The sequence below is a fragment of the Paenibacillus sp. fava2 genome, assembly GCF_058313675.1.
This window is the reverse complement of record NZ_CM177755.1, coordinates 6788511-6814107: the sequence shown is the minus strand read 5'-3', so window position 1 is coordinate 6814107 and position 25597 is coordinate 6788511. Positions and strand designations below refer to the sequence as shown.

Here is a 25597-nt window from a genome sequence, read left to right as displayed (position 1 = left end):
GCAACAGCTTTCGAGGAGGGAAATAATAAGATGAACAAAGGACGCGTTGTAAGCATTATGGGTCCGGTTGTCGATATTGAATTTGAACGCGGCCAGCTGCCCGAGATTTTCAACGCTATCAAGATTGTAACCAGCTTGGAAAACGGCCGTGCCATTGATTTGACCCTTGAGGTATCCAATCACCTGGGTGATAATCTGGTTCGTTGTATTGCTATGTCATCCACTGACGGACTTGTCCGCGGAATTGAAGCCCTTGACCAGGGCGGTCCAATCTCCGTTCCGGTTGGTGCAGCTACACTGGGCCGCGTGTTCAACGTGCTGGGTAACCCTATTGATAACGGTGCTGAAATTGTAGCAGCTGAGCGTAACCCGATTCACCGTCTGGCTCCGACCTTTGATGAACTGTCCACACAGGCAGAAATCCTGGAAACAGGAATCAAGGTTATCGACCTTCTGGCACCATATGCCAAGGGCGGTAAGATCGGCCTGTTCGGCGGTGCCGGTGTTGGTAAAACCGTAACCATCCAGGAACTGATCAACAACATCGCGCAGGAACACGGCGGTATCTCCGTATTCGCCGGTGTTGGTGAACGTACCCGTGAAGGTAATGACCTGTATCATGAAATGACGGATTCCGGCGTTATCAAGAAAACCGCAATGGTATTCGGACAAATGAATGAGCCGCCGGGCGCACGTCTTCGTGTAGCTTTGACCGGTCTGACCATGGCGGAGTATTTCCGTGATGTGGAAGGCCGCGACACGCTGCTCTTTATCGATAATATATTCCGCTTCACCCAAGCGGGTTCCGAAGTATCCGCCCTGCTCGGCCGTATGCCTTCCGCGGTAGGTTACCAGCCTACACTGGCTACAGAAATGGGTCAGCTGCAGGAGCGCATCACTTCCACCAAAAAAGGCTCCGTTACCTCGATCCAGGCGATCTACGTACCGGCGGATGACTATACTGACCCTGCTCCGGCTACGGCGTTTGCCCATCTGGATGCAACGACTAACCTTGAGCGTAAGATTTCCGAGAAAGGGATTTTCCCTGCGGTTGATCCGCTGGCATCCAGCTCGCGTATCCTTGCTCCTGAGATTGTCGGCGAAGAGCACTACAACGTGGCACAGGGCGTTAAACAGCTGCTGCAGCGTTATACAGAGCTTCAGGACATCATCGCCATCCTGGGTATGGATGAGCTGAGTGAGGAAGACAAGGTTATCGTGGCACGTGCCCGTAAAGTTGAACGCTTCCTGTCCCAGCCTTTCCACGTAGCTGAGCAATTCACCGGATTCAAGGGCAAATACGTGCCGATCAAGGAAACTGTACGCAGCTTCAAGGAAATTCTGGATGGCAAGCACGATGATCTTCCGGAAGCAGCTTTCCTCTTTGTAGGTACGATTGAAGAAGCGGTTGAAAAAGCGAAATCCCTGTAATAGTTAAGATCTAGCTTTCGATAGCGAACTTCACTTCGTAAAGCTAAAGCCTATGCTTTCGATGCGAGCTTAACGAAGTTAAGCTTTTAGGAGGAATGAAAGTGAATACCTTTCTGCTTGAAATTGTCACACCGGAGCGCCTTGTTTACTCCAAGCAGGTTACCAGCCTGACTGTACGCGGAGTCGACGGGGAGCTGGGCATTTTGCCGGGACATATTCCGCTGGTGACACCACTTCAGGTTGCTCCGCTCACTGTGAAATCGGAAGGTCTTACGACCACTATCGCTGTTCATGGCGGGTTCGTGGAAGTGCATAAAGACAAAGTAACGGTTCTGGCCGAAAGCGCCGAGCTGCCTACCGATATTGATGTTGAACGCGCCGAAGCGGCTAAGGAACGGGCTCAGCGCCGTCTTCAGTCACGCAGCAAACAGGATGAAATTGATCACCGTCGTGCGGAGCTTGCGCTGCAGCGCGCCGTTACACGGATCAAGGTGTCCACCGGAAAAGGACAACAGTAATCAAACCGCGGTCAAGCCTATGGCTTGGCCGTTTTTTTATGAGGCTTAGTGGCAAATATTATGAAAATCTCGTAACAATCCAAGCTATCTGGGCATGTAATGTTTAAAACTTTGTAAAAGTACTGGATTCTTTTGACCTGCGCAAGTATGATATAAGAGTCGATTTCCAAGTAACTTACACGGAGGTTTTCCATGGATCAAATATTGGTTGAAGATTTGTCCAGTGCGGTCGGTACCAGCGGTCTGGTATCCATGATCGTTTCTTTGCTCTGTGTAGTCTTATCTTGGTGGGCACTTCAGAACCTTAAGCTCGATCTGGTCATAAGATATCCCAAGAGCCCGCAGGGCCGACTGCTGCATTTACTGCTGGCAATCGTCCTTGGTCACTTCGTGGCAGGCTTCTTGCTGGATTACCTGGGCTGGAGCGGGCAGATCCGCAACATGTTTTAATGGCAGGTGGTTTGGTTATATCTGTCATAGGCCAGGTGGCAAAAATGGTGTCGAATAATAAGGTTTTATTATGTCAACACTGATGTTTAAGGAACGTGCCCGCACATCGGGCGCACTGACGGAATATCCGATATTTTAACAGATGCATCTTACCTTAAAAATTAATTTCAGAAATAATGGACGCGGAGGGAAACCGAAATGAGCAAATTTATCGTCCGCGGTGGCAACAGATTGACCGGGAGCGTGAAAGTTAGCGGCGCAAAAAATTCCGTACTACCGATCATAGCCGCCTCTCTATTGGCAGAAGAAGGAGTCAGCGTTATTGTGGACGCTCCTCCGCTTGACGATGTAATGACGATCAGCAAAGTGCTGGAATCTCTGGGTGCGGGCGTTACATACCAGAACGATATCATCGAGATAGATGCCAGAAGCATATCCTCCTGTGAAGCGCCTTATGAATGGGTGCGCAAAATGCGTGCATCCTTCCTAGTCATGGGCCCGCTGCTGTCCCGTATGGGGCATACCCGTATTTCACTGCCGGGTGGCTGCGCTATTGGAACAAGGCCGATTGACCAGCATCTCAAGGGCTTTGAAGCGCTGGGTGCAGAGATCAGTCTGGGCCAGGGATACATTGAAGCCAAATCTAACGGCCGTCTGCGCGGCGCCAAGGTCTATCTGGATGTGGCCAGCGTAGGGGCAACTGAGAATATAATCATGGCCGCGGCACTCGCGGAAGGTGTTACTGTAATTGAGAATGCAGCAAAGGAGCCGGAGATTGTCGATCTGGCCAATTATATTAACGGCATGGGCGGGATTGTCCGCGGTGCAGGAACAGGCGTAATCCGTATTGAAGGCGTTGAGCGCCTGCATGGCGTTAAACATCATGTCATTCCAGACCGGATTGAAGCAGGCACCTATATGGCGGCTGCAGCGATTACCGGCGGTGATGTCTATGTCGAAGGCGCTATTGCCGATCATCTCGGGCCTGTGATCGCCAAGATGGAGGAAATGGGCGTAACCATTCTTCCTGACGAGAACGGCATCCGTGTCATCAGCGACAAGCCGCTGAAGGCGGTTGATCTTAAGACTCTGCCATATCCGGGCTTCCCGACCGATATGCAGTCGCAGATGATGGCACTGCTGCTTCGCTCGGAAGGCACCTCTGTCGTTACCGAGACTGTGTTTGAGAACCGCTTCATGCATGTGGATGAGTTCCACAACATGAATGCTGAAATCAAGATTGAAGGCCGTTCCGCTATCGTAACCGGCAATGCCCAGCTTGTGGGCGCCAAGGTATGCGCGACGGATCTGCGTGCAGGAGCTGCGCTTATTTTGGCGGGTCTTGTTGCCGAGGGCACTACGGAAGTCAGCGGAACCCATCACATTGACCGCGGTTATGTGAATCTGGCCGAGAAGCTGTCGGGGCTTGGTGCGGACATCTGGCGGATTTCGATGCAGGAATCAGCTGCTCCGGCGCCGGCCGCAAAAGAAGAAGCCGTTAAGCCTGAAGCTTCCAAAAGTGAAGAGCTGAAGCCGCGCTTCCAGGTTCAGCCGACCTGGGTATAATTATTCTACTTTGAATGCTCTAGACTGCTCCGCTTATGCGGGCAGTCTTTTTTGCAGTTTTTGGGCGGTATGTGCAGGGAGCCGCAGATTCTCTTACTCTCAAAATTAACGCTCTAGCGTTCTAGCAGCTTCCGTAAATTCATATCTATAAGAATCACCAGTGCCTACGGAAGGAGCCATAGAAGAGATGAGAGAGTTCCGCTACCTGAAACGCAGAATGAAGTTCCGGCGCGCTGCACGGCCGCGCGCTCCCAAGATCAGGCGGCTCGCCCCCGCCGCCTGGCTGGCAGCCCCGCTGCTCGCGGGGCTGCTGCTGCCGCTGGCTCTTGTCCCGCTGCGCGGAGGACATGAGCCAGCCCGGGAGGCCGTGCCGCAGGCCACGGCCTCGCCGGCGCCGCCGGCAGCGGCTGCTGCGGAGGCCCCGCAGCCGGAAGTGACCGTCTATTTGTCGCAGAGCGGACAAATAGAGACCCTGCCGCTGGAGGACTACGTCAGCGGCGTGCTGGCGGCCGAGATGCCGGCGGACTTTGAGCTCGAAGCGCTCAAAGCGCAGGCCGTGGCCGCCCGCACCTTTATCGTCCGCCGCCTGCTGGCCGGCGACCACAGCGGGGTGCCCGTTCCGGAGGCCGATGTCAGCGATACGGTAAGCCATCAGGCTTACATCTCGCAGGCCGTGCTGGAACGGGACTGGGAGCACGGCGGCAAGAGCGCCGGGCTGGCCAAACTGCGCCGCGCGGTCCTTGAAACGCGCGGGGTGATCATGACTTACAAAGGGCAGCCGATTACGGCGTCCTTCTTTGCCTCCAGCGGAGGCTATACCGAAAATTCGGAAGACTACTGGAATGTGGCCGTTCCTTATCTGCGCAGCGTCTCAAGTCCCTGGGAGCTGGAGATTACACCGAACCTTGCTGTGTCGGTCAGCTTCAGCACCTCCGAGCTGCTGAGCAAGCTAGGACTGGACGCAGCAGCACTGCCTGCTTCACAGACCCTTGCTGCTTCAGGCAAAGTGAAGCCCGTATCCTCGTCCTCCTCAGCACTGCCGGCAGTAGTGCTGTCGCTGACAGCGGGCCACCGGGTAAAGGAAATATCGATTGGGGGAACGGTTTTCACCGGCCGCGAGGTCCGCGAGAAGCTTGGGCTGCGCTCCAGCCAGTTCACCTGGAAGCGGCAGGGCAATGAAGTGCTGATTATCACCTACGGCAACGGGCATGGAGTCGGCATGAGCCAGTGGGGGGCAAACGGGATGGCGAAGGAAGGGGGCACAGCCACCCAGATTCTCAAACACTACTATAGCGGAGTCCAGTTTACCCAAGTCTCAACTCTCCTGAAAAAATAACTTAAAAGATACGTATAAAAGCGAACCGCCCGGTAACACTGGTTACTGAGGTGATAAACTATGAATGAACAAGACAAAAACAAGCAAACCCATGATGAATCTCTCAAAAACAAGCAGGGAGATTCAGGCGCGAAGCCTTCTTCATGGAACAGAGCATTATCCAAACGCTGGGTATTCCCGGCAGTCTACACGGCGGCAGCGGCTCTTATCCTAACTTTGGTGTGGTTCTATCAGGATGCCGGCCAAAAGCCGCTTAATCCTGACACCGCCGCTGTAGTGTCCCAGGACGTCAGCGGTTCCGGCAATGAAGCCGGTACACCGGCTGATCCGGAAGCGCTCGAAGTTGTCGCGTCGGCAGAAAGCCTGGCCTGGCCGGTAGCCAGTCCAAGTGAAGTGCAGGTTGTTAAGCCTTTCTACGACGAGAACGGTACGGAAGAAAATCATGTGGCGGCTATGGTGCAGTACAATGATACCTTCGTGCCGAATGTCGGCATTGATCTCGCCCGTGAAGACAACAAAACCTTTGATGTCAAAGCCGCACTCAGCGGTGAAGTTACCCGGGTCGAAGAGGTTGCTGTATTCGGTAAAGTCGTGGAGATTACCCATCCGGGCAATCTGAAGACCGTGTATCAGAGCCTTGGCGATGTAAAAGTGAAGCAGGGCGATGAAGTGAAGCAGGGCGATACGCTGGCAACGGCGGGACGCAGTGAGATCGAGAAGGATCTTGGCAATCATGTACACTTCGAAGTGTACGAGGACGGTAAAGTTGTTAACCCGTCTGATCTGCTGGCTCAGCGCTAAATATCTGCAGGGGACAGGGGGCGTAAGCACCCTGTTTTTTGCGTTTGCGTCAGGGGAGTAACTTTAATGCTTATTATTTTAAGCACAACTTTAGTCCTATTTTTCAAAATCATCAGCTCAAACGGTTGTCCCGGAAAGAAAATGGGCTTTCATAGGCTTGTCACGTCCTGAAAGCGCGAATATATAGGCCCGCCCCTCATATAATGTACCAAACTATCCACAGTTGGGAGGCGGGAGCGTGCACGATTACATCAAGGAACGGACGATCAAAATCGGACGCTGCATCGTGGAAACCAGGCATACGGTCCGGACCATAGCCAAGGAATTTGGCGTTTCAAAGAGCACGGTGCATAAAGATTTAACCGAACGGCTGCCGGAGATTAATCCGGATTTGGCCGATCAGGTAAAGCACATTCTCGAATATCATAAGTCGATCCGGCATCTGCGGGGGGGAGAAGCCACTAAGATCAAGTACAAAAAAACGACAGGCAAGAAACGCGAGGTTGCCGTAGCCGCAAAGCCATGATTTTTTCAGTTTTTTAAGGAATAATTAAGGTTTAGTGCATTGTATACTTCCCCTAAAGTATGGTATTTTTAAATTTGGTACACTCATTTAAAATAACACTTTGGGGGCTCTTTCATTATGCTTAGCAAGGATATCGGAATCGATCTCGGCACTGCCAATGTGCTCATACATGTTAAAGGGAGGGGAGTCGTTCTGGATGAACCCTCCGTGGTCACACTTGAAAGTGATACGAAGCGGGTCCTTGCGGTAGGTGAACAGGCACGCCGGATGGTCGGGCGCACACCGGGCAATATTACAACGATCCGTCCGCTCAGGGATGGTGTTATTGCTGATTTTGCCATTACGGAAATGATGCTGAAATACTTCATCGACCGTGTGGGCGGACGTACCTGGTACTCCAAGCCCCGCATATTGATCTGTGCCCCCACAAATATTACCTCAGTTGAGCAGAAATCAATCCGGGAAGCTGCCGAGCGGAGCGGAGCGAGGGATGTATATCTGGAGGAAGAGCCCAAAGCCGCAGCAATCGGAGCAGGCATGGATATTTATCAGCCAAGCGGAAATATGGTCGTCGATATTGGCGGCGGAACGACGGATGTAGCAGTCCTGTCTATGAACGACATCGTTACCGCCTCCTCCATTAAAGTGGCAGGAGATAAATTCGACGAGGCCATTTTAAAATATATCAAACAGAAGTATAAGCTGCTCATCGGCGAACGCACTGCTGAAGATATTAAGCTTTCTATCGGTTCGGTCCGGCCAGGCGGTATGAAAGCTGAGATGGATATCAGAGGCCGGGATATGGTCAGCGGACTTCCCCAGACGCTCACTATTACCTCAGGAGAGGTAAAAGAAGCGCTGTGGGATCCGGTCTCCATGATTGTGGCGGCAGCCAAATCCGTGCTGGAGCGTACACCGCCTGAGCTTTCGGCAGATGTTATTGACCGTGGTGTGGTTCTTACCGGCGGCGGCGCGCTGCTAAACGGGCTGGACGAGCTGCTCTCTGAAGAGCTGCATGTTCCGGTTTGGGTAGCCGAGGACCCGATGCACTGTGTGGTAAAGGGAACAGGTATCCTGCTGGATAATTTGGACAAAGCCGTTAAGAAAAAATTCTAGCCTGCCGATATAAGGGATAACAGCAGATTGAGGAAGGGGAATTGCCCGCATGATCAGAGGATTGTATACGGCCGCTGCCGGTATGGTGACACAGCAGCGCAGACACGATACGGCGACGCAGAACATTGCCAACTTAAATACTACGGGGTACAAGCAGGTTAATACGGTAACCCACGCCTTTCCCGATGTATTAATCTCGGCAATGAGCGGCGGTACAGCGAAGCAGATCGGCCGTCTCAACACGGGGGTATTCGCTGAGCAGGCTGTTTCCCAATATTTGCAGGGCGATTTGATTGAAAGCGGCAAGCCGTTTGATTTTGCGCTGTCTGATGATTTGCGGATTCAGGATCCGGCAACCGGAGCGGACATGCTGTTCGACGGATCGGGCAAGCATGTGAACGAGGACGGCGAGGTTACTTACAAGCCGCAGGCTTTTTTTACCGTACAGGATAATGAAGGAAATAACTTATATACAAGAAACGGCAGCTTTACTGTTAACGCAGCAGGAGAAGTGCTCAGTTCCGGAGGGTTCCGGGTGCTGGATGCGGCAGGCAATCCGCTTGTGCTGACAGAGCCTATGGATGATCTTGCAGTGGACGGGCAGGGTAACCTGCTGGATCCGGCTACCGGCCTTCCTTCCGGAGCAAAAATCGGCATCAGTATCGTTACAAGACCGCAGGAGCTGGTGCGTGACGGCAATGGTGTTTTTCACGCTGACGATGCAGATGCGGCAGAGATCCGTTTTGCGGAAGACGGGGACAATCTCCTGCTGCGCCAGGGCTATATTGAAGGCTCCAATGTTGATGCTACCCAGGTAACTGTGGATATGAATGCCGCTTACCGGGCTTATGAGGCCAATCAGAAGGTAATTCAATTTTATGATACGAGCCTGCAGAAGGCTGTTAATGAAGTAGGCAGAGTATAGCCGGGAACAAGGCAGACAAGCATTTTAGGAGGGAATGACCTGTGAACAATTCGACGATCGGTGCTGCCGTTTCCATGTCCAGCCTGCAGCAACGTCTGGATATCATTGCGGACAATATCGCGAACATGAGTACGAATGGCTACAAAAGCAAGGAAGGTTCTTTTGAGGATGTGCTGACCCGCGTCCAGCAGCAGTCCAAGGATTATGACCAGCCTGGCCGCAGTATGCCGCTCGGCTTCAACATCGGGTTCGGAGTCCGTGTAGCTTCGGTAACCAGCAACTGGGAAGAAGGGCCGCTGCAGGAAACCGGAATACCGACAGACCTGGCGCTGCAGGGCAACGGGCTGTTCGGCGTGCAGGTTAACGGGGATACGGCGTATACCCGTCAGGGTAATTTCCATTTCACTCCTGATCCGGAGGATGCCCAGCAGATGATGCTGGTGGATAATACAGGCAATCCGGTGCTGAACACAGAGGGCAACCCGCTCAGGGTGCCGGCTAATGTCAGTGCAGCGATAGATGAGAAGGGCCGGGTACTCACCAAAACGGGCGAGAATGAACCCGTGCAGTTGGCGGGCACAATAATGATTGTTGAACCGCTCAGCAAGACGGCTTTGCAGGCTGTAGACGGTAATTTTTATGTACTTCCTGATGGCGTAACGGAAGGGCAGGCCTTTCTCCAGCGGCAGCCTGGTGAAGAGACGGCATTCGGCGTGCGATCCGGATATCTGGAGCAGTCCAATGTGGATTTAAGCAAGGAAATGACGGAGCTTATGCAGCTTCAGCGGACTTACCAGCTGGCTGCCCGTGCGCTTTCCTCCAGTGACCAGATGCTTGGCCTGGCCAATAATATGCGCGGGTAGGTGAAGGAATGAGTGCTCAGAATAAACCAAAGCCTGAAGAGGACAAGCAGCAGCCGGTCAAACGGCGCGGCGTATCCAAATGGACCATTATCCAGTGGTTTCTGATTCCTCTCCTGCTGATCGCTGCGCTCGCCGGCGGTCTGGTTGCAGGATATGTCATCATCGGCAAACGGGAACTCAGCGATGTACTCCAGTGGAGCACATGGAAGCATGTCTATGATCTGGTCTTTGCACCTTAATTTATGCGTTGTTTTGAAACTCCCTTGTTGTACAGGGGAGTTTTCTTTTTTATACTGGAAAATGTATAATGAGTGGGGACTAAGGGACAAGCGGACCCTTAACAGGGAAGCTGTTTAGAAGCTTTGCGGAGACCGCGGATCTAAACCTTCCGCAATCCAAAAAGGGCCCTCTCCGTCATGCTGCCGCGTGCGGCGGAGAAAGCCCCTTATCTTAACCTCCACTGCTGCAGGTGGTGAAGGATAATTATAGTTTTTACCGGAGCAGTCCAACTTTATGCAGGGTTCGGCAAGATTACAGCTGCAGCCTGCCGGAGGACTGTCCAATGACGCGGTTAAATCCGAAAGGAGCATTGCTTAGATGCTGAATATCAATGAAATCCAGGAAATAATCCCCCACCGGCCCCCATTTCTGCTGGTGGACAAAATTATCGAAATTGAAATGGGCAAACGGGCTGTAGGCATCAAGAACGTAACGGTAAACGAGCCTTTTTTTGCAGGCCATTTCCCGGGTTATCCGGTTATGCCGGGTGTGCTGATTACTGAAGCGCTGGCCCAGGTTGGTGCAGTAGCTATTCTCGGGGTTGAAGCCAACCGCGGGAAAATCGGTTTTCTGGCAGGGCTGGACGGCTTCCGCTTCCGCGGCCAGGTTGTTCCGGGAGATACGCTTACCCTTGAGGTAGAAATCACCAGACTTAAAGGCAGCATCGGAAAAGGCCAGGCTACCGCCAAGGTGGACGGCAAGGTTGTGGCTTCCGGCGAAATTATGTTCGCGCTCAGCTAATCCCAGTTATACTACCCTAAATTATAGATGGAGAAGGAGAGATTCATATGACTCAATTAAGCCCGAAAGCCGCAGAAACATTAAGCCGCTGGCTGCAGGACCCTTCTGTTGACGAGAACACCAAACAAGAGCTGAACCTTCTGGCGGATGATCCGCAGGAGCTGGAAGAACGCTTTTACAGAGATCTGGAATTCGGTACAGGCGGTCTCCGCGGAGTAATCGGCGCCGGCAGCAACCGCATGAACCGTTATACTGTGGGCAGAGCCACTCAGGGCTTCGCCAATTATATTCTTGAGAATCACAAGGGCGAAGGCCGGCCATCCGTCGTAATCGCCCACGATTCACGCCGGTTCTCACCGGAATTCACGCTGGAAGCAGCGCTGGTTCTGGCCGGTAACGGGATTGAGGCGCATTTGTTCTCTTCCCTGCGCTCCACGCCGCAGCTGAGCTTTACTGTACGTCATTTGAAGGCTTCAGGAGGCGTAGTTATTACTGCGAGCCATAACCCTCCGGAATATAACGGCTACAAGGTGTACAATGCCGACGGCGGACAGCTTGTACCGCATGAAGCGGAAAAGGTGATTTCATACATATTGGAGGTTGATTCCTTCAATGGTGTTAAACGTCTTTCCCGTGAAGAAGCGGAGAGCCAGGGCCTGCTGCACTGGCTGGGAGAGCAAGAGGATGAGGCCTTCACAGATACAGTGGCAGCCGTCAGCGTTGCCCGTGAGGAGATTACTTCCACACTCGGCCGTGATTTCAAGATCGTATATACCCCGCTGCACGGGACAGGCAACCTGCCGGTCCGCAGCGTTTTGAAGAAAATCGGCTTCACGGAGGTACATGTAGTACCGGAGCAGGAACAGCCGGATTCCGAATTCTCAACTGTGAAGTCACCGAATCCCGAAGAGCGCGAAGCCTTCACGCTGGCGATCAAGCTGGGCGAAGAGCTTAACGCCGATCTGCTGATCGGGACAGACCCGGATGCGGACCGCATGGGAGCCGTTGTCCGTGATAATGAGGGCAATTTCGTAGTACTGTCCGGCAACCAGTCCGGAGCGCTGATGATCCATTATTACCTGAGCCGTCTGCAGGAGCAGGGCAAACTGCCTAGCAACGGTGCTGTAGTCAAAACCATCGTTACCAGTGAGATGGGAGCGGCTGTCGCTTCCCATTATGGCGCTACAGTATTCAATACGCTGACCGGCTTCAAATATATCGGGGAGAAAATGACCCAGTTCGAGCAGTCCGGTGAATATACCTATCTGTTCGGATATGAGGAAAGCTACGGATATCTGGCCGGCAACTATGCCCGCGACAAGGATGCCGTGCTTGCCTCCATGCTGATTGCCGAAGCGGGTGCTTATTATAAAGCGCAGGGCAAGACGCTGTATGATGTGCTTCAGGAACTGTATGAACAGTTCGGCTACTTCCTGGAAAGCCTGGAATCACGTACTCTTAAGGGCAAAGACGGTGTAGCCCAGATCCAGGGGATTATGAGTGACTGGCGCAGCAACCCGCCTCAGGAAATTGCCGGAGCTTCCGTTACCGAGGTGCTCGACTATTCACTTGGCCTTAACGGGCTGCCTAAGGAAAATGTGCTCAAGTATCTGTTGTCTGACGGTTCATGGTTCTGCCTGCGCCCATCCGGCACAGAGCCGAAGATTAAAGTATACTTTGCGGTTCGCGGAGAATCGCTGCAGAATGCAAAAGACAAGGTGGCTGCCCTTACAGAGCAGGTTATGGCCCGCGTCGACGGGAAATAATAATCCTGCACGATATGAAGCTTTCTCACAGAAACGGATACTGCTCCTGACAGGACGCGCATCCGTTTCTGCTTGAGTTAGGAAGTGAAAGAGGAGGTACTTTTGGTGCACCAGAAATGGCAACAATGGAATATTACTTCACGCAAGTGGTTATGGATTCTCGTAGTAATCGGTGTTCTGTCTGCTCTCCCGGTTGTCTATGACCGTCTGCAGACCGAGAAATCTTCCAAGACAGTTGAGTTTGTATTTGATTACCGTGATCTGGTGGAGGTAGCCAGCTACCGTGTGAATCCCAAAGATTACATTTCACAGCAGCTTGACCGCCTCAAGGAAGCCGGCGTTCAGAGCATGGCTATTTATGAGAGCACGCTGGAGGATTACCGCAAGGCCCGCCGTCTGATGATGTGGGGGGCAACGGATATTGCCAACCTGACTGATACTGTAATTCCCGAGAATGAGAACTATACATACGTCCTCTTTACGAGCACGGAGAATAGTTCGGTGCTGGCACCGCTGATTAAGGATGCTTTTGATGTGCTTGGCATTGACACTGAAAATTGGAGCTTCCGCGGGCAGCAGGGGCTGATTATCAAAACCCCGCTGGAAGATGCTACCTTGAAGCCGCTCCAGCCTGACCCGTTCAATCTGGAGATGCTGCATGAGAAGGGCTTCAGCATTGTTCCTCGTCTGGTGGACTCTCTTGCTTATAATGAAGAAGCCGTTACGAAGCTGCTGGACCGCTATCAGGAGCTTGGCGTCAAACGCATACTGTTCGAAGGAGAATCGGTTAAAGGATTCACGGATGATGCCGATACCGGCAGCCTTACCGCGTTTGCTGATCTCCTTAAGGAACGAGGGATGGGGATAGCGGCCATCGAGAATATCAAGGCCCAGCAAAAGGGCTTTGGTAAGCTGGCTTATCTGCTTGATTATAATGTGACACGCCTGTATTCCCTTAGCGAAGGCGATTCCGGGCTGTCTCCGGAAGTCATTGCTGACAGGTTTGCCCTGGCTACCAAGGACCGTAACATCCGGATGCTGTATCTCAATACCATCCCTTCCCGGGATACCACTACAGCTCAGATTAAAGATACCTTGGACAACCTGGTGACCAGCCTAAGCGGACCTGACGGGGCCGTACAGAAGATTGAAGATAACGGATTTACACTCGGTCAGGCTGAGGCCTTTGATGTCGTCGATTCCTCCTACCAGCGCTACTTCAAGCTGGGGGCTGTTATCGGCGCTGTATCCATGGTAGCCCTGCTTGTGTCGTACTTCATTCCTTGGCTTACCCTGGCTGCCTGGATTCTGGGACTGGCCGGTAGTGCCGGTCTGATGCTGCTGAAGCCGGAGCTGTTTGAGCAGGCACTGGCGCTTGCAGTCGCTATTAGTGCACCGACAGTTGCGACTGTGCTGGCTGTCCGCAAGATCAACGAGCAGGGGCCGCCGCTGCGGATGAACAAACTGACTTATGCAGTTATGAGTCCCGGGCGCCGGCTGGCGCATAGCCTTGTGCTCTATATCAAGACTGCACTTATCTCGCTGAGTGCTGTGCCGTTTGTTATTGCCCTGCTTAACAATATTACTTACAGTCTGGTGCTTAACCAGTTCCGCGGCGTCAGTCTGCTGCACCTGGCTCCTATTGGACTGACCGCCTTGTATGTACTCTTATACCGCGGAGAATTTGCCTTTAACAAGACCGGCAAGCTTCTGCGTACACCGGTTACCCTGGCCATGGTCATCGCCGCCGGTGTTCTCGGTGTGCTGGGCATGTACTATTTAAGCCGTACGGGCAACAGCGGCAGCGTCAGCTCCATTGAAATGACTTTCCGTACCTTCCTGGAGAATACAGTTGGCGTGCGGCCGCGCAATAAGGAGTTCCTGCTGGCCCATCCGCTGTTTATATTGGGCGCCTTTATGGCCTATAAATACCGCAATGCCGCCTTTATTATGATTGTTGCGGTCATCGGCCAGCTGTCCATGGTTGATACCTTTGCCCATATTCATACTCCGGTGCTGATCTCATTGATCCGCGGACTCCTTGGATTAGGTCTTGGGCTTATTATCGGCCTGATTGCCGTAGCGGTCTGGCAGATCGCGGAAAGGTGTTGGAAACGATGGTCGCCTCTGCTCAAAAAATTGTAATATCCGGCTACTACGGCTTCCGCAACAGCGGGGACGAAGCCGTTCTGCAATCGATTCTGAATGCGTTGCAGAAACAGTCGCAAGCCGCCGGCATAACGATTGAACCTGTCGTATTATCCATAGACCCGGAATGGACAACTGCCACCTACGGGGTCAGTTCTGTCCACCGGATGAAGCTGGGCGAGGTTCGGCGGGCTATTGCCGAAAGCGCCGGGCTGATCAGCGGAGGGGGGAGCCTGCTGCAGGATGTGACCAGTTCTAAGACCATACCGTATTACCTGGGCGTCCTGAAGCTTGCCCAATGGATGGGGAAGCCGACCTTTATTTATGCCCAGGGGATCGGTCCGGTTAACCGCAAGCTGTTCCACCCGCTGATCAAGTCCGTATTCCGTAAAAGCGCCTATGTGTCCGTGCGGGACGAACAGTCCCGCAGCCTGCTGGAGAGCATGGGGCTGATTCAAAATAATATCCAGGTTGTGCCCGATCCTGTGATGGGTCTCGAGCTGCCGCAAAGAGCGGAGTCTCCGGGCGCATCCTCTGCTGAGACAGTCTCCGGACTGAAGACTGTGGGGATTTCCGTCCGTTTCTGGGAGGAGTCACGGCATGAGCTGAATGCAATCGCTGAAGGCCTGCTGAAGGCCTGTGCTCAAACACCGTTTCACCTGCGTTTTCTGCCTTTTCACCACCCTATTGACAATGAAGCCTCGCGTTATGTTATGCAGAAGCTGGAGAAAGAGGCTGCTGCATTAGGAGGAAGCGTCAGTATACGTGAAGATGCACTGCATCCGCAGCAGATGCTGCGCGAGGTTGCAGAGTGCGATGTGCTTATCGGCATGCGCCTGCACAGCCTGATTTATGCCGCCGGCAGACGGGTGCCGCTGATGGGTGTCTCCTATGATCCGAAGATTGACCACTTCCTGGAGCGGATCCGCTCCAGACCTGTCGGGTCGACGGGCACATTGGAGGCGGATAAGGTTGCTGCGGAAACTCTCTTGCTTCTTGAGCAGGGGGAAGCCTGGAAGCAGGAACGGGAACCGCTGATCGCCTCACTGGCCCTAGAAGCTGAAGCACCGGCCCGCCGGATTGTAGAATATTTACGCCGTAAAGGATGAGTGAACGTGAAAGCAGATAGTATTTTGCCTACTGTACCGATTTTTGGTATACGTGTTTCCAAAGCCGATATGCAGGCTACAGTCTCCTATTTGACCGATGCCGTACGTAACCGTGAGCCGCATCAGGTCATTACTGCCAATCCCATTATGGTTATGGCTGCACTGGAGAACCCTTCCTACATGGAGATAATGAAATCGGCAGAACTGGTGGTCCCTGACGGGACTGGCGTAGTGTGGGCTGCTGAGTATTGCAAGGAGCCGGTGGCTGAGCGTGTAGCGGGATTCGACCTTTTACATGAATTACTGCGTCAAGGCGAAAGCTATAACTGGAAAGTGTATCTCCTGGGTTCGACGGCTGAAGTGATTCGGGCGACCGTCTCCCGGTTACAATCTCAATATCCGCGTATCGTAATTGCCGGCTGCCGTGACGGCTTCTTTGGTCCGGAAGCAGACGAAGCTGTTGTGGCAGATATTGTGAAGTCCCAGCCTGACCTGCTGTTTGTCGCCAGAGGGGCGGACAGCCAGGAGCCATGGATTGCCAAATACAAATCACAGCTGAATATTCCTGTAATGATGGGAGTAGGCGGAAGCTTTGATGTGATCTCCGGCAAGAGCAAACGGGCACCTGTTGCGTTCCAGAAACTGCGGGCTGAGTGGCTATATCGTCTTCTGAAAGAACCAACACGATATAAAAGAATGCTTGCGCTGCCGAAATTTGCAGTAAAAGTGCTGCGTGAGAAAGATAAAGTGACAAAAGCCTGAAAAAACGAGCTAATTTACCGGGAATATCCGAACAACAGCCTAAAAACGGAATTGGAATTTGCTTTTAGTTCAGCGTATAATTCAATGCGGTAGAGAAATGGGGGTCGACTTTTCAAATGTTAATCATATACATCGCCGGATTTATTGTGTGCATGGGGCTTGCACTTCTCCTGACACCGCTAGTGAAGAGATTCGCTATCAAGATTGGTGCCACAGATGTGCCGAATGCCCGAAAGGTGCATACGAGAATTATGCCCCGCCTCGGCGGACTTGGTATTTTTCTGGCGTTTGTGTTAGGCCTGCTTGCCGTATTGCCGATTATTCCATACGATTTCACTTCGCGGGAGACTCATTTCATCAAAGCACTGCTATGCGGCGGTGGACTGATTGTTCTGATCGGCGGACTTGATGACCGTTTCGAGCTCTCAGCCAAAGTGAAGCTGCTGGGTCAGATTGCTGCAGCATGCATCGTCGTTTTCGGTTTTGGCATTACTGTTGATTTCGTAAATATTCCATTTAATAATACGTATTCCTCACTGGAGAGCTGGATTGCGGTACCGCTGACGATTTTCTGGATTGTCGGCGTCACCAATGCGGTTAACCTGATTGACGGCCTGGACGGGCTGGCTGCTGGAGTATCAGGTATAGCAATTGCTACAATTGCGGTTATGGCCTTCCTGATGGGTAATACAATGGTTGCGCTTCTGTGCCTGCTGCTGCTTGGCAGTATTTTAGGGTTCTTGTTCTTCAACTTTCATCCCGCCAAAATCTTTATGGGTGATACTGGCTCACTGTTTCTCGGGTTCTGTCTGGCACTGCTGGCGTTGCTCGGATTCAAACAGATCGCTGTCGTTTCCTTTATTACACCACTCCTGATTATCGGAGTTCCTTTATCAGATACCTTCTTTGCAATCGTTCGCCGCAAGCTGCAGAAGAAGCCAATCTTTGCACCGGACAAAGGGCATTTGCATCACTGCCTGCGCGAGCTTGGATTCAGCCACCGCCAGACGGTGCTGATTATTTACGGGATCGCCGCCTTCTTTGGTGTACTGGCTGTCATTCAAACGTCTGCTTCCCTGTACGAGGCCAACTGGGTTACTTTTGTGGTGATCTGTGTGATGCTGTTCTTCCTGCAGATCGGTGCGGAAATTACCGGCGTTATCAGCAAAACCAAACGTCCGCTTATTGATTTATTCCTGAGAATGCGCCTCAAGCTTGCACCGGAGCGCAGCTCGAAATCTTAGTCTACCGCTCTTATTCAGACTTTTATTGTTAAATTAACAAAACTCATCCTTTTTAAGGATGAGTTTTTTGCTGTTCTCCCTAACAAGATAGCCGGAAACAACCGATAAAGAAAAAAGTGAAGGTCACGAAGAGAACTTTAACTCAAAGGAGAGATATACACATGCAACGCTTTAAGAGACCATTTGTCTGGGTGCTGCTTGCGGCTCTGATCGTTTCTATGTTCCCGGGCAAATATATGCCTCAGGCGGCTGCGGCGACTGCAGTCACAACTTATTTTACTCCCGATGATCAGACATTGCGCTCCACAGTAGTGCTGGATCCAAGCGCCCTTTCAGGGGATGCTAATGCTATCACCCGTGATAAGGTTTTTTTGACGAGTAATCAGACGCTTAATATAACCGGTGTTTATTCACAAGTAACGTCCACCACAATGAAGGTTGTCGTGGAGCAGCTGTCGCAGGATAGCTTAGGCAGATGGGTAACCGATTCTACACGGCTGACTACAGGGACAGTGACAACGGATGCGAACAGCCCCGGCAACCGCTTTACAACTAGCGGTGTAACCTTGTATTCCGGCTTTAACAAAATCACCTTCTCCGGACTTCAGGGGAATCTGACGCGTTCTGAGTCCTTTTATGTCCTGTATGACAGAGTACCCTATGTGACCTCGCTCCAAGTGCTGGGCGGACCGGCTGCCCTCAACCTGAATGAAGGCACACAGGTGGTCGTTCCTGTATCTTCAATTACGCTGCAAGGTAAAGTAGCCAACGCTACCAAGGTAACCGTATCACTTAATGGAGGAACAGCGCTTCAGACCTCCCTGCTGGAGGATGGAACCTTTTTCACTCCGGCCCTGACGCTGCAGCCGGGTCTAAGCTCACTGCAGATTATTGTCCAGAATGCCTCCGACAAAATTACGATTGACCGTAATGTATACTTTTTCGATACAGACCAGCCTTACGCTTCCCTGGATCTGGTCCATGCGGGCAGCAAGTACTCTCTGATTAATAATACGCCGACGCTTTCGGTAAAAAATACATTTACCGCCGGCTTGTCAGGGGAAGTTTTGCTTCCATACAATGCTTCCGCTTTCGGCGGGAATTCAGGTACAGGTAAGCTGACCATTAATGCGGGTACAACAAGTGAAGTTGCCATCAGAACTATCACAACTACTCAAGAGCAGACCATTCCGGGACCTGACGGTATTACACCGGCATACAAGCTGGTGAAGTTCACAACCTCGGAGGATGTTCCGATTGCTACAGGCAGCAATGACTTTACGCTGACCGTAACATTCGGCAGTTATACTGCATCTCTTGTGAAATCTTACTATTACGTTCCCGGTGAAACGGTAATTGATAATATCTACTACCTTCCGGATTATGCAACAGGCAAAAGCATTGCTGATGTGTCCAAGCTTCCGTTAAACGGACAACAGATGGAAAAAGATAATTTCTACATCCTGGTTGAGACGAATGTTGCGCCCACCGACGCTTTGACCGCGATGTATCTGCCGCTGAGTACCAAAGGTCTGCAGCTTGAGAAAGTTGCTGCAACCGGACTTGATCCTGACGGTACCCAAGAGGTATACAGAATTACCGGATTCTCGAACGGCCAGCAGAAGGTTCAGTTTAAATATGGCACATCCAATTCGGTGTTCAATGTAAATGTCTCTTATGTATCGAAGAATTATATCTATGTCAGCAACCTGCAGGATGGCCAGACAATCGAGTATAACTCCAATTCATCCACAAGCATTACTGTAGAGGGAGAATATATCGGTTTTGAAAATATCTCCGGAGCCCAGTTCCAGATAAACGGCAGGGACAGCAACTCGTGGGATGTGCCGCCAGCAAATCCGCAGTTTAATGTCACCATGCAGGCACCAAAATTCAAAGTCACTTTGAAGATCGATCAGGCCGGTCCGCTGGTATACGGGGAAAATACGCTGATGTTCACGGGGATTTCCATGGACTCTTCAGGCAACCAGCGTGTGATTACCAAAGAGCTGCGTATCTATATTATTGATACAAACGTATCCAATCTGACGCAGTTTCATCCGGTACTGGTAACAAACCGTCCGGCATTCGAGACGGATTCCCGTACGAATGATGCCAAGCGTAATGCAATCCTGGCTCTGCCGGCTGAGATTACCTATACAGACGGTAAGTATGTAACTACAAGGGATAATTACGATCTGGTACTGCAAGGCGGAGGAGCTACAACGCTTAATCTTTACAGAGGCTCTGATTTGGTTTTCACGACTGTAGGTGATACCAAGATGCTCAAAGAAAACAGCAAGGATGATCATACATCACCAGGAACCTATGGCTCAGTACTCTATGATTATGTCGGAACAACCAAGGACTTCCTGCTGCGGATCCGCGATCTGAAGTTCGATGCTCCGGGAAGCCATGTCTATACGCTGGAGCTGATCAATAAGACCGGCGCGAGAACGACACAAAGAATTGAAATTGTCCGTGAAGTGCTGCCTTACCGTATCCTGGCTCCAGTAGCCACTGTCGGAAACCAGATTGTTGTAAATAAGAACTTTGTACGGTTTGATATTGAAGCTGAGGGCGCAACAAAGGTTATGATCGACAAGTATGAAGCGATCCCCCGTTCTGACCTGGCGAACCGTTTTACCTACGACTTTGTAGGACTCAAACCGGATAAGGCAACAACGATTAAGATTCAGATTGTACGTAAGGATTCAACCCTTAATGATACAGTAACGGTTTATTACGCCAGTGCAGTGCAGATTGATACGCAGTACATGGCTGAGAAGGTAGCAACAAAGTATAGTGTTTTCAACAAGCAATTGGAGCTCAATTTCCCTAAAGGCACATTGATGAAGGGATTTACCAGCTCAGGAGCTGCGAAGTATTATCCTGACACCAAGCTGCTATTCGGGATTGCTGACCCTAATGACGGGGTTGTAGAGCGTACTAACGATTACGGCAACATCATTAATGTCAGTCCGGTTGATGAAAGATTTGTAGGTGTTCAGAAGCAGCTCGTCATTCTGCAGGAGCTGGTTCTCCGGTTCACCTCATCAGCGACCAACAGCAACTTTTCCAGAGTATCGGATATTTACTGGCTGAGCGGTGGTCTGGGTGAGGTAGGCACCAAGGGAAGCAGCAGTTATGTGCCTGCGACTAACGGGGTTGCCCCATATTCCATCGAGGGTAACTTCACGCAGATCAGCCAGTCCCGCAAAATCATACCTTCCCAGCGCGGGGAGCTGACGCTCAAATTTAGTCCAAACGTTGTGGATGAGGTAGGTTCAACCGTTACAGTGTTCCGTTACACGGATGCTGGTAAATGGGAAAACATCGGCGGGGAAGTCGATACCAAGAATCATACCGTAACCGTTCCATTTGATGAGTTCGGCTACTACACTGTTATGAAACTTCGCCGCGGGTTTACGGATATTACAAATCACCCGTGGGCAAGAAATATTCTGAACGGCCTGTATTCCAAAGGCATTATGACCAACCTGCGCGCCGACGCTTTCGGGGCCGATGATACAACAACCCGCGGTGAATTCGCTACACTGCTGGTAACCGGTCTTAATATTCCGCTTGATTATGATACTAACAAGCAGACCTTCTTCGATATCGTGCCGGAAGCAGTATCTACAACCTGGAATTTTAAGAGTATAGAGACTGCGGCAAGAGCGGGTATTATCACGGGCCTGAGCGACGGATTCTTTGGTCCGGACCAGGCGCTCACCAGAGAGCAGGCGGCGGTTATGATTGCCCGGGCACTCAAACTCAAAATGTCAGCCAATGATGCCAAGCTGCTGGCTAGCCTTAACAAATCATTTGTCGACGCAGGCAGCATGGATTTCTACTCCCGTCCGGCGATCGAAGCTGTATCCAAGGCTAAGATTATGGAGGGCAGTGCAGTTACTGTTACCGGTCAGACCAAGCCGGTATACAATTTTAATCCAAAGGGTAAGCTAACCAGAGCGGAAGCCGGCAAAATTGCGGTAGCCCTCTTACAGAAGAGCACCAGCATCTTCCCTAAGACCTTCAATTAATTAAGTACCGCCGGGCTGCGACAACTGTTCGCGGCCCGGTTATTTTGTACAGAAGAGGTTATACTTTATTTATTGAATGTATGTCCGCCTATTTGAAGGAATTTACATACCGCCGACATTAACTTTGTAATCTGCACTGTTTTACGTTACAATAACTTAGAAAATAATTTTTTTCTGAAAGGTGAAAGCCATCGATGAAACCGATTTTATCTAAAGCGCAACTGGATTACACGAAAGCAAAGAACCTGTTTGAGAATAGAGCTAAAGTTTTGGAAAAGGAAATTGCCGCAAAGCGCGCACTGCAGGAGATTACACAGGAAGTAATGGAAGAGCTTGTGCAGGCTACCGGATTCCATGATGCATACAATGATCTTGTTATCGCGGAGAATGCTTTAATTGAATGGTCCCATACAACCATTAAGCATGAGAAGGCCTACCGCGAAAACCGTTCGGCAATTGATGCAATGTACGAGAATGTCAATTCCAGCCCGGAGAAGCGCCAGGAATTGATTCAGCTATCCATGAAGATCCGTTAGGATATGTTTATAGAAGGAAAGCGCCGCAAGCGGCGCTTTTTTTGTTGGCCGGTCGGCCAGGATTTGGGTTTAAAATAGGTTAATTATGTTTATTTACTTAACAAATATTGCTTAATGACGTTGTGAAAGGCACTATGCTATACTAATTCCCGTAGCTGCCCAAGATTAACAATAGTTAGTAGAAGATACAAAAGTATCTTCTAACGGGTCGGGGAGCACCACACATAATTTTTTTAAAAAACTTTTGAACCAAGCGCAACTTTTTAAAAACTTCTGCGTTTAAGATGTAGAGTCAATTACACCAGGCATTTGCCATTATCCTGAAGGGTTCAGGTAATGCGTATGGAAAAATTAACTTTACGTGACTTGAGGCACATTGTATAATACTTAGGTAGAATTAGGAATCTAGTATTAGTCTGCCTTAAACCTGTTTACAAGTTTCTGTGATACCCGTCACAGACATTATTTATACTTAATATGCTCAACTCGGGAAAGGGGGTGCATCGGCTAATGAGTGACATGAGCTACCCAACTAAAGAAAATTCTCAGTTCATGAATGTCCAAGGAGGAGAAAAAAAGGTTATGAAGAAAATTTTATCCGTAGCATTATCTACAGCAATGGCATTCTCGATGTTTGCCTCTGTAGCATTTGGTGAAACTGCAACAACTCCACAAGCTAAATTCGACGCTTTGGCAGCTAAAGGTATCCTGAACGGCTACCCAGACGGTCAAGCTCATCTTGAAAAAGATCTGACTCGCGCTGAGTTCGCTAAGATCGTTACTAAACTCTTCGGTCTTACTGAAGTAACTGGTAAGCTGTCTTACAAAGACAAAGGCTACACAGCTACTAACTGGGCAGTTCCTTACATCGAAGCTGTTACTGCAGCTAACCTGATGCAAGGTAAAGATACTGTTAAAGGTATCTTCGATTACAACGGTAAAGTAACAGTAGAAGAAGTTGCGGCTGTATTGTTCCGCGCTCTGAAACTGGAAACTCCAGCTACAACTGATAATTCCGCATCCGCATGGGCTAAAGGCTATGCTCAAGCAGTTATCAACGCTGGTCTGGTTGCTCAAGGCACCAACTTCAAAGCTAACGCTACTCGCTCTTTGGTAGTAGAAGCAGCTTATGCAGTTGACAACCTGCAAACAGTTCCAACTGTAGTTTCCGCTGAAGCGCTGAGCCCAACTAGCGTATTCGTTACTTTCTCTGACAAAACTACTACAACTGTAACTCTGACTACTGCTCTGGTTCAAGGCGTTGAAACTACAATCAACTTCAAGAACAATGGTCATGACTACACTGCTAAGGTAACACTTGCAGCTCCTAAGGTTGTATCCGTTACTACACCTAACGCTAAGCAACTGGTTATCAAATTCAACCGCGCTATCGATGCTGATACTGTAATCGCATCCGACAAGTCCCTGGTTGATAACAATATCGCTGTTACAACACTTACTGGTGCTGAAACAGTAAACATCAACACTGCAAATGCAGTATTGTCTTCTGACAAAACTGAATTGACGTTGACTCCAGCAGGCAGCGAATACTTCAAAGGCCAGTATACAGTTACTGTAACTAAGTCTGTGAAGACTGACGCTGGTGTTGAAGTGACTCCGTTCACTCAGCTGATCACTGTAGCTGATACTACTGCACCTACAATTGCATCTGTAACTTCTACAGCTAAAGCAACTACAAACAAAGTTGTAGTTAAATTCAGCGAACCAGTAGTTTCTTCACCAACCGGCGTTATTGTTGCTTACGTAGACGGCGTAGCCGCACCTGCAACAACTGGATCCAGTCTGGATGAAGTGATTCTGACAACCACAACAACTCTGGTTACTGGAAAAACTTATGACGTATCGTTCCTGAACGTTAAAGATTACGCTGGAAACTTCATCACGCCGAACCCAACTAAGACTACTGTAACAGTGGTGGCTGATGTCGAACTTCCAACAATTACAAGCTTTGCTGTATCCGGCGAAAATACTGTTAAAGTTGTATTTAGCAAAGCTGTTGACATTACTTCCTTGTACAACGTCTTCACATTGCTGAACTCGAGTGGTGTTAGCCAAGGATTCTTGGTACCATCTGCTGGAAGCGACAGCAAAACGTTCACTTTGACTACTTCAACTACTCCAGCTTGGTCTAGCGGTGTGTTCAACGGAACTATTACTATTGCTGCAGGTATCAGAGACCTTCTGGGCAATGCTACCACTGCTACTTCGTCTCAAGCAGTTACCTTCACTAAAGATACTGTGGCTCCAACTGTGGCGAGTGCTACTTATGGATCGACAGGGCTTGTTGTGAAGTTCTCTGAAGCAGTAAATGTATCTGGAACTAGCTTCACACTGGTTAATGACTCAACTGGTGTTGCTAACCCTGTTACTATTATCGGTACTTCCGGCACTCCTGCTCCTGTAACACAAGCTACTTATGCTTACAGCGACAGCAATGCTACTGTAACATTCAAAGTAACTGGTTTGACTGCTGGAAACTACACACTGCGCCTGCCTGCAAACTTGGTTAAAGATAAGTCTGCACAATTAAATGGCAATGCTGCATCAGTGCACTCTGTAGCTATCACAGCTACTGCAACTACAGATTCCAGCCAGCCGGTGTTCGTAAGTGGTCCAGTGAAGGTTGCTCCAGTTACAGGAGCAACTGATCAAGTCATCACTTATACAATCCAAGACTCTAATGGTTTGAATCTTAGCACTGTAACTAACATCAACAACTACACTTTGGATGCAAAAGCTCTGCCAGCTGGTTCTTATGTAACAACTAACTACAGTGGTACAGCTAGTGCTGACTTGGTAGTTAAGGTTTACATCCCTACAAGTGGTATCTCTGCTTCTAAGGGTTATGACTTCCTGATCACTGGTATTCAGGATTCCGTAGGTAACACAATCACACCTAAGCTTACACAGGGAATTGCTCTTGCTGATGGCGTAGCTCCTAAGCTGTCCTCCGCTTCCGTTTCCGTGGATGATGCTACGAGATTGATTGTTAATTTCACTGAATCCGTAACTGGTTTGAGTGCAAGTGACTTCGTAATCAAAGTGAATGGTATCGAAGCCAAGGGTCTTGACAAAAATGGTGCTCCTGTCGTGAAAATCACTTCCGGTTCCGGCAGCAAATACTTTGTCTCGGTTTCTGCACTCCAAGGTAAATACACCGTTAACGGTGCTGATGTTCTGTACTTTGATAAGAATGGTTCTGGAACAGTTGAAGCTGACGAAATCATCGCTTACACTTCTGCTGCTGCAGGTGAGATTGACTTGAGCGCTGCTTATGTAAGCAACGTTACGGTAACTCTTATCGATAACTCCGGTGTAACTGACGGATCTTCTAATGATATCGATAACAGTGTAACTCTTACTGCTAAGTAATTCGCTTCTCCAACGAAGCACAGAATAGCCTCTTCGGAGGC

Annotated in this window: 20 protein-coding genes; all 20 read left to right on the top strand. The window is 50.3% G+C overall.

The genetic code is table 11. The annotated features are described in order from the left end of the window. The first annotated feature begins 30 nt into the window (after positions 1 to 30). The 20 genes from atpD (at position 31) to AC4G46_RS29990 (ending at position 25556) form a co-directional block, all read left to right on the top strand. Positions 31 to 1431 (top strand): F0F1 ATP synthase subunit beta, encoded by a 1401-nt coding sequence (gene atpD / locus AC4G46_RS30085; RefSeq protein WP_068728025.1) that lies wholly within the window; start codon positions 31 to 33, stop codon positions 1429 to 1431. A gap of 101 nt (positions 1432 to 1532) precedes the next feature. After that, positions 1533 to 1949, top strand: a complete 417-nt coding sequence (locus tag AC4G46_RS30080; RefSeq protein ID WP_068728024.1) for a F0F1 ATP synthase subunit epsilon — start codon at positions 1533 to 1535, stop codon at positions 1947 to 1949. Positions 1950 to 2141: 192 nt separating this feature from the next. After that, positions 2142 to 2399: a DUF1146 family protein gene (locus AC4G46_RS30075; RefSeq protein ID WP_198536636.1), complete on the top strand. Its 258-nt coding sequence runs from the start codon at positions 2142 to 2144 to the stop codon at positions 2397 to 2399. 198 nt (positions 2400 to 2597) lie between these two features. Continuing rightward, positions 2598 to 3965 carry a UDP-N-acetylglucosamine 1-carboxyvinyltransferase gene (murA, locus tag AC4G46_RS30070; protein ID WP_491125855.1) on the top strand — a complete coding sequence of 456 codons (1368 nt, stop codon included), beginning with the start codon at positions 2598 to 2600 and terminating at the stop codon, positions 3963 to 3965. A 187-nt stretch (positions 3966 to 4152) separates the two neighbouring features. Continuing rightward, complete coding sequence (gene spoIID, locus AC4G46_RS30065) at positions 4153 to 5301, top strand: stage II sporulation protein D (RefSeq protein ID WP_491125854.1); 1149 nt, start codon at positions 4153 to 4155, stop codon at positions 5299 to 5301. A 60-nt stretch (positions 5302 to 5361) separates the two neighbouring features. Continuing rightward, positions 5362 to 6102, top strand: a complete 741-nt coding sequence (spoIIQ, locus tag AC4G46_RS30060) for a stage II sporulation protein SpoIIQ (RefSeq protein ID WP_491125853.1) — start codon at positions 5362 to 5364, stop codon at positions 6100 to 6102. A gap of 238 nt (positions 6103 to 6340) precedes the next feature. Further along, on the top strand, positions 6341 to 6628 hold the full coding sequence (gene spoIIID / locus AC4G46_RS30055) for a sporulation transcriptional regulator SpoIIID (protein ID WP_038597396.1): 288 nt from the start codon (positions 6341 to 6343) through the stop codon (positions 6626 to 6628). Between the two features lie 117 nt (positions 6629 to 6745). Beyond that, a complete protein-coding gene (locus tag AC4G46_RS30050) occupies positions 6746 to 7744 on the top strand; it encodes a rod shape-determining protein (protein ID WP_491125852.1) in 999 nt (332 codons plus the stop codon). A gap of 49 nt (positions 7745 to 7793) precedes the next feature. Then, entirely contained in the window at positions 7794 to 8669 is an 876-nt protein-coding gene (locus AC4G46_RS30045; protein ID WP_491125851.1) for a flagellar hook-basal body protein, read from the top strand. A gap of 41 nt (positions 8670 to 8710) precedes the next feature. After that, complete coding sequence (locus tag AC4G46_RS30040) at positions 8711 to 9532, top strand: flagellar hook-basal body protein (RefSeq protein WP_491125850.1); 822 nt, start codon at positions 8711 to 8713, stop codon at positions 9530 to 9532. 8 nt (positions 9533 to 9540) lie between these two features. Further along, complete coding sequence (locus AC4G46_RS30035; RefSeq protein WP_221796678.1) at positions 9541 to 9771, top strand: DNA-directed RNA polymerase subunit beta; 231 nt, start codon at positions 9541 to 9543, stop codon at positions 9769 to 9771. A 358-nt stretch (positions 9772 to 10129) separates the two neighbouring features. After that, positions 10130 to 10552: a 3-hydroxyacyl-ACP dehydratase FabZ gene (gene fabZ / locus AC4G46_RS30030; protein ID WP_068728016.1), complete on the top strand. Its 423-nt coding sequence runs from the start codon at positions 10130 to 10132 to the stop codon at positions 10550 to 10552. Between the two features lie 47 nt (positions 10553 to 10599). Continuing rightward, positions 10600 to 12318: a phospho-sugar mutase gene (locus tag AC4G46_RS30025; protein ID WP_491125849.1), complete on the top strand. Its 1719-nt coding sequence runs from the start codon at positions 10600 to 10602 to the stop codon at positions 12316 to 12318. A gap of 105 nt (positions 12319 to 12423) precedes the next feature. Further along, on the top strand, positions 12424 to 14463 hold the full coding sequence (locus tag AC4G46_RS30020) for a DUF5693 family protein (protein WP_491125848.1): 2040 nt from the start codon (positions 12424 to 12426) through the stop codon (positions 14461 to 14463). Further along, positions 14436 to 15575 carry a polysaccharide pyruvyl transferase CsaB gene (gene csaB, locus AC4G46_RS30015; protein ID WP_491125847.1) on the top strand — a complete coding sequence of 380 codons (1140 nt, stop codon included), beginning with the start codon at positions 14436 to 14438 and terminating at the stop codon, positions 15573 to 15575. The genes AC4G46_RS30020 and csaB overlap by 28 nt, the downstream gene beginning before the upstream one ends. Next, the gene (locus AC4G46_RS30010) at positions 15576 to 16337 is read left to right on the top strand and encodes a WecB/TagA/CpsF family glycosyltransferase (RefSeq protein ID WP_491125846.1); all 762 of its coding nucleotides are present in this window, start codon (positions 15576 to 15578) and stop codon (positions 16335 to 16337) included. It abuts the gene before it with no gap. 116 nt (positions 16338 to 16453) lie between these two features. Continuing rightward, complete coding sequence (locus AC4G46_RS30005) at positions 16454 to 17581, top strand: glycosyltransferase family 4 protein (RefSeq protein WP_090713900.1); 1128 nt, start codon at positions 16454 to 16456, stop codon at positions 17579 to 17581. Positions 17582 to 17742: 161 nt separating this feature from the next. Beyond that, a complete protein-coding gene (locus AC4G46_RS30000; RefSeq protein ID WP_491125845.1) occupies positions 17743 to 21627 on the top strand; it encodes an S-layer homology domain-containing protein in 3885 nt (1294 codons plus the stop codon). A 269-nt stretch (positions 21628 to 21896) separates the two neighbouring features. Then, positions 21897 to 22163 (top strand): hypothetical protein, encoded by a 267-nt coding sequence (locus AC4G46_RS29995; protein WP_491125844.1) that lies wholly within the window; start codon positions 21897 to 21899, stop codon positions 22161 to 22163. 510 nt (positions 22164 to 22673) lie between these two features. Beyond that, entirely contained in the window at positions 22674 to 25556 is a 2883-nt protein-coding gene (locus tag AC4G46_RS29990) for an Ig-like domain-containing protein (protein WP_491125843.1), read from the top strand. The last annotated feature ends 41 nt before the right edge of the window (positions 25557 to 25597 follow it).